The sequence below is a fragment of the Streptomyces rimosus subsp. rimosus genome, assembly GCF_000720725.1.
GTDB lineage: Bacteria > Actinomycetota > Actinomycetes > Streptomycetales > Streptomycetaceae > Streptomyces > Streptomyces rimosus_A.
In genome coordinates this window covers 119014-134305 of the sequence record NZ_JOCQ01000007.1, presented here as the reverse complement: position 1 = coordinate 134305, position 15292 = coordinate 119014, and the positions used below count along the sequence as shown (strand labels likewise).

Genomic DNA, 15292 nt, shown 5'->3' with positions numbered 1-15292 from the left:
CCGCGTGATGCGGTGGTGACACCGCCGGGCGGCGCCGGCACGGTGCGCGTGCCGGGCCGCCGGTGGCTCACTGCATGACAGCCATGGCCAAGGCGCGCCGGGCGCGCAGCGACGCCCGCTCGGCACGGCGCTGCATGCGCCGGGCCGCGGCGAGGCGCTGGGCCCTGCGTTCGGACTCGGCCTCCTGCAAGCGCGCTTGCATTTGCGCGCGAGCCAGGGCTTCTGGGATGAGTTGCATTTCGAGGGTCCTGTTCTGGCGCGACTCGATCGCGCCGGGGTTCGCGGGTGCGGTGGTGTCGGTGAAGTTGGGGTTCATCGGGTCCTGCTTCTGGGGGTCCCGCTTGGCGGGACGGTCGATCGTTCCGGTGCCGCTGGTGTACGCGCCGCAGATGTTCATGCCGAGACCGGGTTCTTGCGCGGACGGCCACGCGGACGCTTGCGGGGCACCACGACGCCCTGGACGAAGAGTTCGCCGCCCCAGACGCCCCACGGCTCACGACGGTCCTTGGCGCCGGCGAGACACGCCTCGCGCACCGGACAGGTCTGGCACAGGGACTTGGCGTACTCCACGTCGGCCGGGGTCTCGGCGAAGAAGACCTCGGGGTCGTAGGTACGGCACGGCACGGCGGCGCCGAGTCGGTCGATCTCGTCGTCGAGCTCGGTGAGGGGCAGCAAAGGGTTCTCCTGGGAGTCGGGCGGAGGGATCAGGTCGGTGGCGACGGACGGGGTGTGCGTCTGGAGTTGCACGGTGGTGTGTTCCTCGTCTGTTCGGCCCGGCTGGTGGCTGGGCGCTTGGGTAAAACAAAAGGGCCGCGGATCCCGGTGTGGGTTCCGCGGCCCTGGAAGGTGCCGACCTGATCATGCCGATCAGGCTGGATCTCTCCAGGGTTCGTGCCCGCGGTGGGCCCACGTGTCCTGCTGCGTCTCGTACTGCTTCCGGGATTCGGCACCGTTGGCCGCCGCGCCGGCGAAGGCATGCGCATTCGCTGCCTGTGCCGCTGCCGCTACTGCGGGTGCCTGGGTCGGTCGCTCGTCACGCTTGGCCTCGGGCAGGAACGCCGGGGAAGCGGCACGGGAGACCTCAAGACCGGACAGCCGGCTGACGCCGGACAGACCGGTGCCCAGCAGCGAGGCGCCAAGGGTGCAGGTGGCGACGACCGGACGATCGGTCATTTTCTGGGTCTCCATGAAGCTGATCACTGGTCTCGCCTCCTCTCGGCGTCTCGGCGGGCCGGAAAATCCGGTCCGGGCTTGTTCAGTACAACACGAATCCAGCGGATCCCGGAAGGCCCGTTGTCTTCGTGCCTGTGAAGGCTATGGGGATGCGCTCCGCGCGCGCAAACTATTTTTCTGAAGACTTTCCGGAGCTTCTTGCACCGCCCTCCGGAAGATCGTCCGACGGGGGCTCCTCCGCTGCCGGAACCAGCTCCTCACCTGCGCACAGCGCGAGGACGTCGGCTCCGAACCTGCCGAGCTTGCGTCCCCCCACACCAGGGATGACCGCGAGGTCCCCTTCGGTTCCCGGTACGGCCTCGGCGATCGCCATCAGGGTCTTGTCCGTGAAGACGCAGTACGCGGGCTGGCCCAGCTGCCGCGCCTGCTCGGCCCGCCAGTCGCGCAGCCGCCCGTACAGCGCCTCGTCGAGCTCGCAGGGGCAGTCGTCGCAGCGCATGAGCTTCATCTCGCCTGCGTCGGTCAGCGTCTTGCCGCAGACCCGGCAGCGGGCCGGGGAGCGTTCGCGGCGCCTGCTCGCGCCCCTGGCGCTGCCGCCGCCCCGCTCGATGCCGCCCGTGGCGCCGGGGGCCGTACGGCGGCCGGCGGCGCCCGAGCCGGGCCGCAGACCGTCCAGGAAGCGGCTGGGGCGGCGGACCGCGCGGCCCCCGGGAGAGCGGGACAGGGACCACGACAGGCCCAGGTGCAGCCGGGCCCGGGTGACGCCGACGTACAGCAGGCGGCGCTCCTCCTCCACCTGCTCGTCCGTCTTGGCGTAGGTGATCGGCATCATGCCCTCGGTCAGGCCGACCAGGAAGACGGCGTCCCACTCCAGGCCCTTGGCCGCGTGGAAGGAGGCGAGCGTCACACCGTCGACCGTCGGGGCGTGCTGGGCGTTGGCCCGCTCGTCCAGCTCGGCGACCAGGTCGGCGAGGGTGGCCGTCGGGCGCGCCTTGGCGAAGTCCTCGGCGAGGCGGACCAGGGCGGCCAGCGACTCCCAGCGGTCCCGTACGGCGCCGGAGCCGGCCGGGGGCGTGCTCGTCCAGCCCATGTCGCTGAGCACCGCACGCACCTCGGACGGGAGGTCCGGGGCGTCGTCGAGAAGCGCGTCGTTGGCACCGAAGCGGGCGGCGCCGCGCAGCTTGACGCCCGCCTCGCGCACCTCGGGCCGCTCGAAGAACCGCTCGGCACCACGGAGCTGATACGGCACGCCGAGGTCGGCGAGGGCCTGCTCGTAGACCTCGGACTGGGCGTTGATGCGGTACAGGACCGCTATCTCACTCGCCGGCACGCCGGAGGCGATCAGGTCGCGGATCCGGCGGGCCGTGCCCTCCGCCTCCGCGGGCTCGTCCCCGTACTCCACGTACACCGGCTCGGGGCCGGCGTCCCGCTGGGAGATCAGCTCCAGCCGGTGCTCGGCGGCACGGCCGCGCGCCTGCGACAGCAGGCCGTTGGCCAGGTGCACGACCTGCGGAGAGGAGCGGTAGTCACGCACCAGCTTCACGACCGTCGCGTTCGGATGGCGGGTGCGGAAATTCAGCAGGTGGTCGGGGGTGGCGCCGGTGAAGCTGTAGATCGTCTGGCTGGCGTCGCCGACGACGCACAGGTTGTCGCGGTCGCCGAGCCACAGGTCGAGCAGCCGCTGCTGGAGCGGGCTGACGTCCTGGTACTCGTCCACGACGAAGTGCTGGTACTGGGCGCGGACCTGCTCGGCGATGTCGTGCCGGTCCTGCAGGACGCCGACCGTCAGCAGCAGGACGTCCTCGAAGTCGATGGTCCCCCGGTCGCGCTTGAGCTGCTCGTACGCCCCGTAGATCTGCCCGATCTCGGCCGGGTCGCGGGGGGCCTCGCGGCCCGCCTTGTGGACGGCGGCCGGGTAGTCGGCGGGCACGGTCTGGGTGACCTTGGACCACTCGATCTCGCCGGTGACGTCGCGCAGCTCGTTGCGGTCCAGGCGGATGCGGCAGCGGGCGGCGGCCTCCGCGACCAGCTGGACCTTGCGCTCCACGAGCCGGGGCAGCTCGCCGCCGATCGCCTTGGGCCAGAAGTACTGGAGCTGGCGCAGGGCGGCGGAGTGGAACGTACGGGCCTGCACGCCGCCCGCGCCGAGCTGGCGCAGCCGCCCGCGCATCTCCCCCGCCGCGCGGGCGGTGAACGTGACGGCGAGCACCGTGCCCGGCTGCAGGATGCCCGCACGTACGCCGTACGCGATCCGGTGGGTGATCGCACGGGTCTTGCCCGTACCGGCGCCCGCCAGGACGCACACGGGCCCGTGCAGGGCCGTGGCGACCTCGCGCTGCTCGGGGTCGAGGCCGTCGAGCACCGCGTCGGCACCCTCGGGCGTGGCCGGGAACTGGGTCGCGGCCGCTGCCTGCGGGAAGAGAGTGGGGTCCGATGCTGCTGTCACACCGCAATGCTGCCAGGTCGACCGGGGCAGCCGGGAAAGTTGTCCACAGCTGTCCCTGCGTGGTCATACGAATACGCGCGCCCACGGATGCGCAGCCGTACGCGTGCCGATGTGGAACCGTACGCATGCGGAAGCGGCCCGATACGGACGGGAATGGTCCCGGCCAGGTGGGCGTTCTCCTACTGCAAACACGCCGAGCTTGAAGGAGCGCGAGGACCCATGGCGGGCACTGTGACGATGTACAGCACCACGTGGTGCGGCTACTGCCGTCGGCTGAAGAGCCAGATGGACCGCGAGGGAATCGCGTACACCGAGATCAACATCGAGCAGGACCCCGAGTCCGCCGCCTTCGTGGAAAAGGCCAACGGCGGCAACCAGACGGTCCCGACGGTCCTGGTGGTTGCCCCCAGCGGCCAGGAGTCGGTGATGACCAACCCTTCGTTGGCCCAGGTCAAGCAGGCCATGGCCGCTTGAGTCCGCTCTTTCAGTGTGGAGAGACCTCCGCCCCTCGTGGCCGGGGGTCTTTCCTGTTCCGGAAAGCTGATGCTCGTGGCGGCCCAGGGCGGCTGAGCCGCTGCGAAAGCTTCCGGGAGGCCCGGACTGTCGGAACGGGACGTGCCCCACGCCGTGGGCCGGGGAAGAAGGCGGGTACCACGTGGTGCAGGACTCCGTGATCACGGGCCCCGCGCAGCTCGGTCCCCCCGAGCACTCAGGCCACGCGTGCCCGCGGAGTGGCAACGCTGTGCACGCTCCACCTGCGGCTCCCTCGGCCACCCTTCTGGAAGTGGTGACGGGGCAGGGTTGGGCAGCGGGCGGTGGAGTCGTATCCGATGGGTTCCAGCGCCTCGGCTCGGCCGACCGCGTTCGCGACGCTCCGTCTGGACGGGACGGCCCTGCCCTCACCAATGAGGATTCCTTGGCAAGCTCGCCCATGCGAGAACTCGGCGTGACCGATCTGGTTCGCCTTCCACGGGCTGCCAAGTAGACGCGGTAGGCCAGTGGGTGCCGCCCCTATCCGGCCATGCATGCGCACTGCGCCTGCGAGAGGCCACCCCATTCGGCGCCGGGCTGCCGGCACGGTCGCTCTTCACAGGAGGCACCCAAGACCGCAAGCCCGGACTCGGTCTCATGCAGTCGGAAGCGATGGCGGCGGCCTGCCGGGCATCGTGCCGGGTGGGAATGGGCGAGGCCCCCATGGTCGGAGACCTCCTCGCTTACTCGCCAGGTGTCAGACCCGAACCAGCGCGGTCTCGGTGTCCTCGTCGGCTTTCGCCTGCTCCGCTGCTCGCTCTGCCTCGAAGTCCTCCCAGCGGCTGACGATCTCCCACTCTGCGCCCGTAAGCGCCTTGGGCTTCTCGTGGGGCTTTCCGGGCAGCGCGACAGGAGTGAGTGGCGCCAGCACCTGGGACGTTTTGACCGGCGTGTTCCGCCACGAGATTCCCTGTCGGCGCAGATTCTCGATCAAGTCACCGGGGTCAATGGCCATCACGTCGTGCCCAAAATACGCCTGCACCTTGTGCTTCTTCAGCCACTCGCGACGCTCATCCACGGTGGACCGCTGCCACCAATCCGCGTAGCTCTCGCCGGTGGAGACCCAGACAGTCACAGGCTCGGGGCCTTCCTGGCTGGTGACCTTCTCCCGGTCCCGCGCAAGGCTGGTCACCTGAGAGGCGTAAGCAGTGGCGTTCATCTGCCCCTGTTGGAACTCCTTGCTGAGCTGGTTCATCTTGCCGTCAACGACCGCAAGCTTCGCCGCCCGGCTGTCGTCGATGGCAGTGCTGGACTCCATCCTTTCGAGATGACCGATCTCGCCGAGCAAAGCGGATTCGAGCCAGGCGTAGAGGTCATCGGCCCAGAATGTGAGCTTCGGGCACGCCTTGATTCCCTTGCTCCTGTATCCGTGACAGCGGTACCGCGCCCGCTTGCTGTTGGACCGGCCTCCCTTGACGTAGTAGATAGGGCTCTTGCACAGGAGACAGAAGGTCACTCCGACCGTGGGAGACGTAGAGCCGTTCTGCTTCTTGTACTTGACCGAGGCGACGGCCTCGGACAGCTTCCTCCACTCCTCCACGTTCAACACCGGCTCCGACCTCATTACAGGTGAGCCGTCGTCGTTGCGGACCACGGCCCCGCCGGCGCGTACGTACTCCCCGAGCAGTGACCGACTCATCAGTACGGCCTGCACAGTGGTCGGTGTCCACCGGCTTCCCCGTGGCTTCGGATCGGCCAGCCGGGTCGTGCTCTCGCCCGCTGCCGCCCGGATGCGGGCGATGTCCTGGACCGTGGGGACGCTCTGATCGTTCAGCCAGTCGGCCACAGCAGAGAAGCTTGGCCGCTCGATGAATCGCCGGATCATCTCGATGAGCGTCGGGCCGTAATCCGGGTCGAATTCCAGAGTGAAGCCCTCCTCGCCCTTGACCGCCCTGCGACCGAACGGGACAAGGCCACCCGGCCACCGGCCGGCCTTCCGCATGGTCTCCCGAGAAGCCTTGTTGCGGGCCTTGATGGCTTCCAGCTCCGCCTCTGCGACCACGGCGAGGATCTTCGCAATGGTCTTGCCCCATGGCTTCGAAAGGTCGAACCCCTCCTCACAGGAAATCAGGCCCTTATCGTTTGCCTCACACCATTCGATGATGTCCGAGAGATGGTGAACCGACCGCGCGATGCGGTCGATTCTCAGGATGATGATGTGGTCGAACTGGTCCCTCTTGTTGTTGAGCCAGTCCCCCAGGGACGGGCGCATCCACGGCGAGATCGACGCCGATACGTCGATGTCGACAGCGAAGTCGACCAACTCCATCTCTTCAGCGTCCGCCCGCTTGCTGATGCGCGTGCGCTGCGTTTCCTCGCCGGTCTGATTCTCATTGCCTACAGACAGACGGACCACGCCAAGAGCCCTGGGCTTCTCGCTCACGGCTTTCCCCTCCCGAAGATGGGGCAGCCCTCCCTGGCCACCCTTACAGTAACGGAAAGACTACAGAGGGTGGCGACGATCCTGTTCCCCAGCGGCTCCACCCTGACGAACCCGTCGCTGGCGCAGGTCAAGCAGGCGCTGGGGGCCTGAACCCCACCAGGGCACCGTCCTAGCCCCCGGTTCACGCGGGCGAACCCCCGACCGTTGCGGTCGGGGGTTCGTCGTGCCGCGACCGGTTTCCGCGTCAGGCCCTGACCTCCTCCATGAGCATCCGCAGCGTGAGCGAGTGCTTCTCGGGCGGCAGCCGGTCCAGGGCGGCCCGCGCGCAGGCCGCTCCCCCGGCGCGGTCGCCGGATCGGGCCAGCATCAGCCCCCGGTGCATCTCCAGATGCGTCGCGAACCTCGGCAGGCTCGCCGGAAGCTCGCGGCGCGCCTGCTCCTGGGCCTCGACCGCGTTCTTCTCGTCCCCCACCCTGGCGAGCAGCAGGGACAGGAAGACATTCATCCGCCACCAGGGGACCGCGTAGGCGGACGTCTGCTCGTGGCTGCCGACACGGTCGAAGAGGCGACGGCCGTGGTCGGCAAGGTGTACGGCAGCCGCTCTGTCGCCACGGACGGCTGCCGCGTGAGCCTTCCCCATCACGGCGTTCACGAGCCCGAGGGAAGGCTTGTCGGAGATCGCCATGGCCTGGTCCGCCAGTATGTCGGCGACGCCCAGGGAAGCGCCCTCGTAGCCGAGGGCGATCGCGGCACGTCCGCGCACCCATACGCGGGCCCGTTCGTCCCCTGACCGGTCGGCAGCCTGGGCAGCCATGCGGTACCAGGAGACGGCCTTCGAGCCGTCCGAGCCGGGGAACGTCTTGGCGTACAAGGTCATGAGCCGTGCGGCTACGGACCACAGACGTGGATCGTCGAGCTGCTGTTGCACCACGACAAGTTCGCCGGCCACTCGGCGCTGGATATCGGCGGCGCCCATCGACATGTAGTCCGTGCCGTACGTGGCCAGCGTGGCTTCCCAGTGTTCCGCCGTCGGGCCGCCACGCAGACGCGCGGCGAACCCTGCGCTGAGCAGGTCCGAAGCCACCACTATCGCGGTGGCGGCTACGTCACTGATGAAGGTACGTCGGTCCACTTCGCCTTCAAGAGTGGCCAGAGGCACGTCCAAGACGGCTGACAGGTGTCTGAGGTGATAGGCCCCCGGCGCGACCTTGGAACACTCCCAGCGGCTCACATACTCCCGGGTCAGCCCCGTACCGAACGCCTTGTTGATCTCCGACACCAAACGTCCCTGGCTCCAGCCGCGAGCCTTGCGCAGGTTCCTGATCAGATCCCCGATGGGCATGGGGCCATGGTGCCCCCACCCCCACCCTCGGGCAGGGCGGAAAGGCGGCGTACGGCTACGGGCTCCACTGAATCATTCCGGGCGGCGGCTGTACCGCTCCACCGTCTCCTTCGCCGTAGAGCCCTCCTTGAAGATCAGCTCCCAGGGACCGGTGTTCACGTCGAAGTCCTTGCCGAAGCCGACCCATTTCCCGGCCATGCGGCGGCCGGTCGGCTCGGCGAGTAGCTGGACGGCGCCGTGGTAGCGGGCACCGGCGTAGTAGCCGTCCGTCGCGGTCTGCTCCACCCAGGTGCCCGTGACGACGTTTCCAACGACGTAGTGGGCGCCGGTGAGGGTCCGGTCCCGGCCGGAGGAGTGATACTCGTACCGGCTGAGCCATACGCCCCCGTAGTGCGGCCGTCCAGCCGCCTGGGCGGACGTTTCGGCGTTACCGGACGCGGCGGTCACGCCTTCCGCCCCAGGGGCCACGTCATGCCCTCCAGTGCCGTCGTCGCGGACGCCGGCCGGCACCGGCAGGGCGAAGCCGAGCGGAGCGAGAGGCGGACGGCCCGGAAGGCGTCGTTGGCCGCGAGGTCCGGCGCGGTCGTCATGGGTCCAAGCTAGGGCCAACGGGCCGCGGATGGCACCGGTTTGACGCCTTGCGTGTGACGCTGGTCGGACTCCTGACGGGTGTCCTATGGCCGTCGCGATGGCACCCGGCCCTTCCGGAGCATGGGCGCCATGACCGAGAACCCCACGGACAGGTGCGAGGTGTGCGAGATGTGCGAGGCGCTGAAGGCCCTCGAAGCCGAGGGGCGGACGAGCCGGGACCGGTCGATGGAAGTGGACGCGCGGGTTCGGTACCGGCGGCACATGCGGGAGGTGCACCGGCGGGAGATTCCGTTGCCGCTGTGAGGGGCGAAGGTGATATGCCGCCGTGTCTGTTTCCTGCGCGCTCTGTGCGGCCAAGGGCAGGCAGTAGGGAGGCGCCCGCCCGGCGAGGGAACGGCCGGGGCCCCGCCAAGCCCCGGCCGCGGTGCCGTTACGGCTTCGGCAGCGGCTTCCCGTACCACATTTCGATCAGGCGGGCCGCGATGGAGATGCCGTACGGGGGCAGGACCTCGCCGGATTCGAAGGCGGCCTTCAGGTCTTCGCGGGAGAACCAGCGGGCCTCCTCGATCTCCTCGCCGTCGACCTGGATCTCGGAGGACGTGGCGCGGGCCATGAAGCCGAGCATCAGGCTGGAGGGGAAGGGCCAGGGCTGGCTGGCGACGTATTCGACGTCGCCGACGACCACGCCCGCCTCTTCGTAGACCTCGCGGGCCACCGACTGCTCGATGGACTCGCCGGGCTCCACGAAGCCGGCCAGGGTGGAGAAGCGGCCTTCGGGCCAGTGGACCTGGCGGCCGAGGAGCGCGCGGTCCTCCTCGTCGGTGACGAGCATGATCACGGCCGGGTCGGTGCGCGGGTAGTGCTCGGCGCCGCAGGCGGGGCAGCGGCGGATGTGGCCGGCCGCGGCGATCACGGTGCGTTCGCCGCAGCGTGAGCAGAAGCGGTGTAGGCGCTGCCAGTTCTCCAGGGCGACGGCGTGCACGAGCAGGCCGGCGTCGCGCGGCGAGAGCAGCAGGCCCGCCTCGCGCAGGCCGGCGGGGCGCGCGGACTGGTCCATGCGGCCCGGCAGCGCGTCCTTCTGGAGCGCGAAGTAGCGCACGCCGTCCTCATCGGTACCGAGGAAGTAGCGGTGTGTCTCGGTGAGCGGCGCCTCGAAGGAGGGCGTCATGACCAGTTCCGTACGCCCGTCCGGGGTGTCGTCGACCAGGGCCTGGCCGCCGGAGACCACGAAGACGCGTGTCGTCGGGTGGCTCCAGGCCGCCGCGAGCCATGCCTCGTCGAGGCGGTGGTGGGCGGCGCGGTCGATGCCGCTCGGCGCGCTGAAGGTGATCGGCCGGTCGGCGCTGTGGTCGGTCCAGGTGGTCACTGCGGTTTCCAACTCCCCCTATGGCGTGGGTGATTGCGGTGGTGGCCGGGATTGCCGTGATGGCCGTGGGGCTCGTGCCGACCGTGCCGGCTGGGTACGGGCGCGGGTGCGGGTGCCGGAGGGGCGGCGGTACGCGCCGTACGGCGGGCGGTACGAGCCGTACGGCGGGCAGCACGGACCATACGGCGGGCGGCGGGGACCGTTCCCACGGCGTGGTGGTACAGGCATCGCTCGCACGCGGCCGCCGGGCCGGTCACGCGTCCCGCCGTCCGGGGCGCGGGCACGGGCGCCGTCGCGGCGCGGTCACCGGTCAAGCCACGCGCCAGTTCTCCGCCAGGTCGCCCCACAGGTGCGCGGCGGTTTCGACGCCCTTCATCAGCAGGTCCAGTTCGACCTTCTCGTTCGGGGCGTGCCAGCCGTCCGAGGGGATGGATATGCCGAGGAAGAGGACCGGTACACCGAGGACGTCCTGGAGGTCGGCGGCCGGGCCCGAGCCGCCCTCGCGGGTGAAGCGGATCTTCTGGTCGAAGGCGCGGCCCATGGCCCGTACGACGGACTGGAGGGCCGGATGGTCGAGCGGGGTCAGGCAGGGGCGGGTGGCGCCCCAGAAGGTGATCTCGTGGCGGATGCCGTCGGGGAGGCGGGCGGCGACCCAGTCCCGTACGGACTGCTGGACGGCGGCCGCGTCCTGGCCGGCCACCAGGCGGAAGGACAGCTTCAGTTGCGCGGCGGACGGCACGATGGTCTTGCCGCCGGGGCCCTGGTAGCCGCCGCCGATGCCGTTGACCTCGGCCGTGGGGCGGGCCCAGACGCGCTCCAGGGTGCTGTGGCCGGCCTCGCCGAGCGCGGCGTGCGAGTGGGCCGTACGCAGCCAGCCGGCCTCGTCGAAGGGCAGCTCGGCGAAGAGCTCGCGCTCGCGGTCGGTCAGCTCGACGACGCCGTCGTAGAAGCCGGGGATCGCCACCCGGCGCTCGTCGTCGTGCAGCGCGGCGGCCAGGCGGGCGGCCTCGGTGGCGGGGTTGGGCACCGCGCCGCCGAAGGAGCCGGAGTGGATGTCCTGGTCGGGGCCGTACAGGTCGATCTGGCAGTCGGTGAGACCGCGCATGCCGGTGCAGACGGTGGGGGTGTCCTTGGACCACATGCCGGTGTCGGAGACGATCACCGTGTCGCAGGCCAGGCGGTCCGCGTGCTTGGTGATCAGGGCCGGGAAGTTCGGGGAGCCGGACTCCTCCTCGCCCTCGATGAGGAGCTTGAGGTTGACGGCGGGCGCGGTGCGGCCGGTCGCGGCCAGGTGGGCGCGCACGCCGAGGGTGTGGAAGAACACCTGGCCCTTGTCGTCGGCGGCGCCGCGGGCGTACAGCTTGCCGTCGACGGTCTGCGGCTCGAACGGGTCGGTGTGCCAGCCGTCCTCGCGGGCGGCGGGCTGCACGTCGTGGTGGCCGTACACGAGGACGGTGGGGGCCGTCGGGTCCCCGGAGGGCCACTCGGCGAAGACCGCGGGAGCGCCGTCCGTCTCCCAGATCTCGGCGGTCGGGAAGCCGGTCGCGGTGAGCCGGCCGGCCAGCCACTCGGCGCTGCGGCGCACGTCGGCGGCGCGGGCCGGGTCCGCGGACACGGAGGGGATGCGCAGCCAGGCGGCGAGGTCGTCGAGGAACTCTTCGCGGTGGACGTCGATGTACGCGCGGACGGCGCTGTCCGAGGTGGGGCTCATGTGTCCGAGCCTATCCGGCGCGCGGGCGTGGTCCGCCGCCGGTCTCGTCGATCTTGTCACCTCTGCCCTCCTCCCCCTCCGTCCTGCTCGTCGGCGCTCCGGTCGTCCTCCCCCAGCAGGATGCGTTCCAGCCCGGCCCGGTCGGGCAGCCGCTGCGGCCGGACGGTCTCGCCGCTGCGTACGTACAGGAACGCGGCGTCCACGGCGGACAGGGGCAGGCCGTGCTGCTCGGCCCAGGCCACCCGGTAGAGCGCCAGTTGCAGCGGGTCGGCGGTCTGCGCGTGGTGGGTCTTCCAGTCGATGATCTCGAACCGGTCCCCCTCCGGGCCGCGGGTGCGGTAGACGGCGTCGATACGGCCGCGTACCACCCGGCCCGCGAGGGTGAGCTGTACGGGGACCTCGATGCGGTACGGGGTGCGCCGGGCGTACGGGGTGCGGGCGAACGCCTCCTTGAGGGCTTCGAGGTCGTCCTCGTCCGCGATCGGCTCCGCCTCCCCGGCCGCGTCCTGGGCGCGCGCCTCATGGCCGTACGCGCCGCCCGGCAGCTCGTCCGGGCCGAGCACGGGCAGTGTCAGCTCCTCGAAGCGGGACTCCACCCAGGCGTGGAAGCGCGTGCCGCGGCGGGCGGCGGGGCGGGGCGGGTGCGGCATGGGCCGCGCCAGCTCCCGGGTGAAGCCGTCCGGGTCGGCGGCCAGCCACAGGAGCTGGGAGGCGCTGAGCGAGGAGGGCAGGGGGACGTCCCGGACGGTCGCGCGGGCCCGGCGCAGCTCGTCGGCGAGCGCGTCGAGATCGCGGTCCCAGGAGGCGACGGTGCGGTGCTCCTCGGGGAGGAGGGGGAGGCCGGGGGCCGCCTCGGGAGCCGAGGGTGGCGCCGCTTCCGGGGCGGAAGCCTGGGCCGGTACGTGGGCACGCTCACGCCCTGGACGCTCGGCGCTCCAGGCGTCCCAGTCGGCCAGGTCGTGTTCCGCGCCGGGCTCGTGGCGGTCGTCGATTCCGATGGCGTCCTGAAAGGTGTCCTCGAAGGTGTGCGCGTCGTGAGATGTCTCCTTGAAGGTGTGCGCGCCCTGAGGTGTGTCCTTGACGGCGTACGCGTTCCCCGCCGCCGGATGCGGAGCATCATGCGCAGCGGCGGCCTCCGCGCCGTCGGCCGCGGTCGCGTGCGGCGGCGCGCTGCCCGTGGCGACAGCCGTCATCCCGTCGAGATACGCCCGTACCGTCGCGGCGGCCGCGCGACGGCGCTCCGTCGCCACGGCGTCGAGCGGCAGGGGCCACTCCAGCTCCGCCTCGGCCTCCTTGAGGGACGGGTTCTCCGCGCCCTCCTCAGGGGCCTCGGCCCATTCCTCGATCTCGCCGTGGCCCGCCTCGCAGTGCGCGCGCAGCGCCTCCAGGAAGGCGGACGGGCCGCGCGGCCGTTTCTGGTCGGGGCCCCACCAGTGGCCGGAGCCGAGCAGCAGGGAGCGCGGGCGGGTGAAGGTCACGTATCCGAGGCGCAGTTCCTCGACCGACTGGTGCTCCTTCATCGCCTCCTTGAAGGCCTTCACGCCGCGGCTGCTCCAGTCGTCCACGTCGGGCAGCGTCGCGGCGTCGCCGCGGAGGGCGTGCGGGAGGACCTTGGGCTGGGTGAGCCAGGAGTCGCGGGACTGCTCGCTGGGGAACTGCTTGCCGACCAGGCCGGGGACGGCGACCACGTCCCACTCCAGGCCCTTGGACTTGTGGGCGGTCAGCACCTTGACCGTGTTCTCGCCGCCCGGCAGGGAGCTGTCCAGGCCCTTCTCGTGCTGGACGGCCGTGCGCAGGAAGCCCAGGAAGGCCAGCAGTGTCGCGTCGCCAAGCAGGGCGGCGCCGCCCTGCTTGGCGGCGAAGCCGGCCGCGATGTCCAGGAACGTGCTCAGGGTCTCCCTGCGGCGGGCGGCCAGCGCGCGCGGGGACGCGGACAGCTCGACTTCCAGGCCGGTGACGGTCAGGACCCGGTGCAGTACGTCCATCAGCGGGTCGCCCAGCGAGCGCCGCAGCTCGCGCAGCTCGCGCGCCACGTAGGCGAAGCGGACGCGCGCCTCCGGGGAGAACGGCAGGCCGTCGTCGTGGCCGTCCGACTCCAGGAACGTGTCGAGCGCGTCGGCGAGCGAGATCGTCTCGGCCGGGTCCACGCCCTCCACGGCCTCGGCCAGGCGCCGCTCGGGGTCCTCGGACTGGCCGTCCCGGTGGACGAGCAGCCGCGCGCGGCGGCCCAGGAGGGCCAGGTCGCGGGGGCCGATCCGCCAGCGCGGGCCGATCAGGAGCCGTACCAGGGCGGCGTTGGCCGTGGGGTCCTGGAGGACCTCGCACACCGCGACCAGGTCCGCGATCTCCGGCAGGTGCAGAAGCCCGGACAGGCCGACGACCTCCACCGGGATCTCCCGCGCGACCAGCTCGCCCTGGATACGGGCGAAGTCGCCGGCCGTACGGCACAGGACGGCGATCTCGCCGGGCGGGGTGCCGGTGCGCACCAGGTGGGCGATGCGGTCGGCGAGCCAGGTCATCTCCTCCGCGTGGGTGGGCAGCAGCGCGCAGCGCACCACGCCGTCGCGCTCGGCGCCGGGGGCCGGGCGCAGCGCCTCGACGCCTTCGTGCATGCCGCGCAGCGGCTCGGCGAGGGCGTTGGCCAGGTCGAGGAGGCGGCCGCCGCTGCGGCGGTTCTGGCTGAGGGCGGCGCGGCGGGCCGGGGTGCCGTCCTCGAAGGGGAAGTGGGCGGGGAAGTCGTCCAGGTTGGCGACGGAGGCGCCGCGCCATCCGTAGATGGCCTGGCAGGGGTCGCCGACGGCGGTCACGGCATGGCCCGTACCGCCGCCGAACAGGCCGGACAGCATGATCCGCTGGGCCACGGAGGTGTCCTGGTACTCGTCCAGGAGGACGACCCTGAACTCCTCGCGCAGCAGCGCGCCGACCTCGGCGCGGGTGGTCGCGAGCGTCGCCGACAGGGCGATCTGATCGCCGAAGTCCAGCAGCTCGCGCCGCCGCTTCTCGGTTCGGTACGTCTCGACCAGCTCCAGCAGCTCCAGGCGGCCGCGGGCCGTCTCGGGCACCTTGCGCAGGTCGGCGTTGGAGAGCTTGACGCGGTCGAGGGTGGCCAGCAGCTCGGTGTCGTACGCCCGCAGCCGGTCCGGCTCGACCAGGTGCTCGGCCAGCTCGCCGTCGAGCGCGAGGAGGTCCTCCACGAGGGTGGGCAGCGACTTGGTCAGCGCCGGATACGGACCCGGCGCTGAGCGCAGCACCCGGGCGGCCAGCTGGAAGCGCGTCGCGTCGGCGAGCAGGCGGGCGCTGGGCTCCAGGCCGATGCGCAGGCCGTGGTCCTTGAGCAGCTGGCCCGCGAAGGAGTGGTACGTCGAGATGCGCGGCTCACCGGGGACGCCGTCGGCGCCGACCGGGCCGGCGGCCTCCGGGGCGGGGGCGCCGAACGGGTCGGCCGGCTCCGTCACCCCCGCCGCGGCCAGGGCCTTGCGGACGCGCTCGGCCAGCTCGCCCGCCGCCTTGTTCGTGAACGTCAGCCCGAGCACCTGCTCCGGGGCGACCTGGCCCGTGCCGACCAGCCACACCACGCGCGCGGCCATGACCGTGGTCTTGCCGGAACCGGCACCGGCCACGATGACCTGCGGGGCGGGCGGTGCGGTGATGCAGGCCGTCTGCTCCGGGGTGAACGGGATGCCGAGGAGCTCCTTGAGCTGCTCGGGGTCGGTGATACGCGCTGACACACCCGAGACCGTATCGGCCCC

General features: G+C 71.3%; 12 protein-coding genes and 1 pseudogene. 3 read left to right on the top strand and 10 right to left on the bottom strand.

All coding sequences use genetic code 11. The features are described 5' to 3' along the window. Positions 1-67: 67 nt before the first annotated feature. From IH45_RS0105775 to IH45_RS0105760, 4 genes are all read right to left on the bottom strand, one after another. Positions 68-397 (bottom strand): hypothetical protein, encoded by a 330-nt coding sequence (locus IH45_RS0105775; protein WP_030662351.1) that lies wholly within the window; start codon positions 395-397, stop codon positions 68-70. Beyond that, positions 394-747, bottom strand: a complete 354-nt coding sequence (locus tag IH45_RS0105770; RefSeq protein ID WP_030662348.1) for a WhiB family transcriptional regulator — start codon at positions 745-747, stop codon at positions 394-396. Before IH45_RS0105770 ends, IH45_RS0105775 begins: the two co-directional genes overlap by 4 nt. 120 nt (positions 748-867) lie before the next feature. Then, positions 868-1200 carry a hypothetical protein gene (locus IH45_RS0105765; protein WP_030662345.1) on the bottom strand — a complete coding sequence of 111 codons (333 nt, stop codon included), beginning with the start codon at positions 1198-1200 and terminating at the stop codon, positions 868-870. A 142-nt stretch (positions 1201-1342) separates the two neighbouring features. Continuing rightward, the gene (locus IH45_RS0105760; RefSeq protein WP_078897276.1) at positions 1343-3619 is read right to left on the bottom strand and encodes an ATP-dependent DNA helicase UvrD2; all 2277 of its coding nucleotides are present in this window, start codon (positions 3617-3619) and stop codon (positions 1343-1345) included. A gap of 219 nt (positions 3620-3838) precedes the next feature. Between IH45_RS0105760 and IH45_RS0105755 the strand changes: the two genes are divergently transcribed. Next, complete coding sequence (locus tag IH45_RS0105755) at positions 3839-4093, top strand: mycoredoxin (protein ID WP_030662339.1); 255 nt, start codon at positions 3839-3841, stop codon at positions 4091-4093. Positions 4094-4847: 754 nt separating this feature from the next. Here IH45_RS0105755 and IH45_RS0105750 read toward each other — a convergent pair. Next, positions 4848-6533, bottom strand: a complete 1686-nt coding sequence (locus tag IH45_RS0105750; protein WP_030662336.1) for a recombinase family protein — start codon at positions 6531-6533, stop codon at positions 4848-4850. 63 nt (positions 6534-6596) lie between these two features. On the opposite strand from IH45_RS0105750, the pseudogene IH45_RS1000000147705 reads away from it, so the two are divergent. Then, positions 6597-6683, top strand: a pseudogene (locus IH45_RS1000000147705) (NrdH-redoxin); the annotation flags it as partial. 94 nt (positions 6684-6777) lie between these two features. On the opposite strand, the gene IH45_RS0105740 reads toward IH45_RS1000000147705, so the two are convergent. Together IH45_RS0105740 and IH45_RS0105735 are read right to left on the bottom strand one after the other, a co-directional pair. Next, positions 6778-7875, bottom strand: a complete 1098-nt coding sequence (locus IH45_RS0105740) for a helix-turn-helix domain-containing protein (protein WP_030662333.1) — start codon at positions 7873-7875, stop codon at positions 6778-6780. A 72-nt stretch (positions 7876-7947) separates the two neighbouring features. Next, positions 7948-8553, bottom strand: coding sequence for an XRE family transcriptional regulator (locus IH45_RS0105735; protein WP_394298659.1), 606 nt, complete (start codon positions 8551-8553; stop codon positions 7948-7950). A 42-nt stretch (positions 8554-8595) separates the two neighbouring features. On the opposite strand from IH45_RS0105735, the gene IH45_RS0105730 reads away from it, so the two are divergent. Beyond that, positions 8596-8769, top strand: a complete 174-nt coding sequence (locus IH45_RS0105730; RefSeq protein ID WP_158812938.1) for a hypothetical protein — start codon at positions 8596-8598, stop codon at positions 8767-8769. 127 nt (positions 8770-8896) lie between these two features. Here the strand turns inward: IH45_RS0105730 and nudC are convergent, their stop codons facing one another. The 3 genes from nudC to IH45_RS0105715 all read right to left on the bottom strand — a co-directional run bounded on the left by nudC (position 8897) and on the right by IH45_RS0105715 (position 15271). Further along, the gene (gene nudC, locus IH45_RS0105725; protein ID WP_030662324.1) at positions 8897-9832 is read right to left on the bottom strand and encodes an NAD(+) diphosphatase; all 936 of its coding nucleotides are present in this window, start codon (positions 9830-9832) and stop codon (positions 8897-8899) included. Positions 9833-10142: 310 nt separating this feature from the next. Beyond that, on the bottom strand, positions 10143-11543 hold the full coding sequence (locus IH45_RS0105720; RefSeq protein ID WP_030662320.1) for a dipeptidase: 1401 nt from the start codon (positions 11541-11543) through the stop codon (positions 10143-10145). A gap of 56 nt (positions 11544-11599) precedes the next feature. Next, positions 11600-15271 carry an ATP-dependent DNA helicase gene (locus IH45_RS0105715; RefSeq protein ID WP_032916862.1) on the bottom strand — a complete coding sequence of 1224 codons (3672 nt, stop codon included), beginning with the start codon at positions 15269-15271 and terminating at the stop codon, positions 11600-11602. Positions 15272-15292 lie beyond the last annotated feature (21 nt).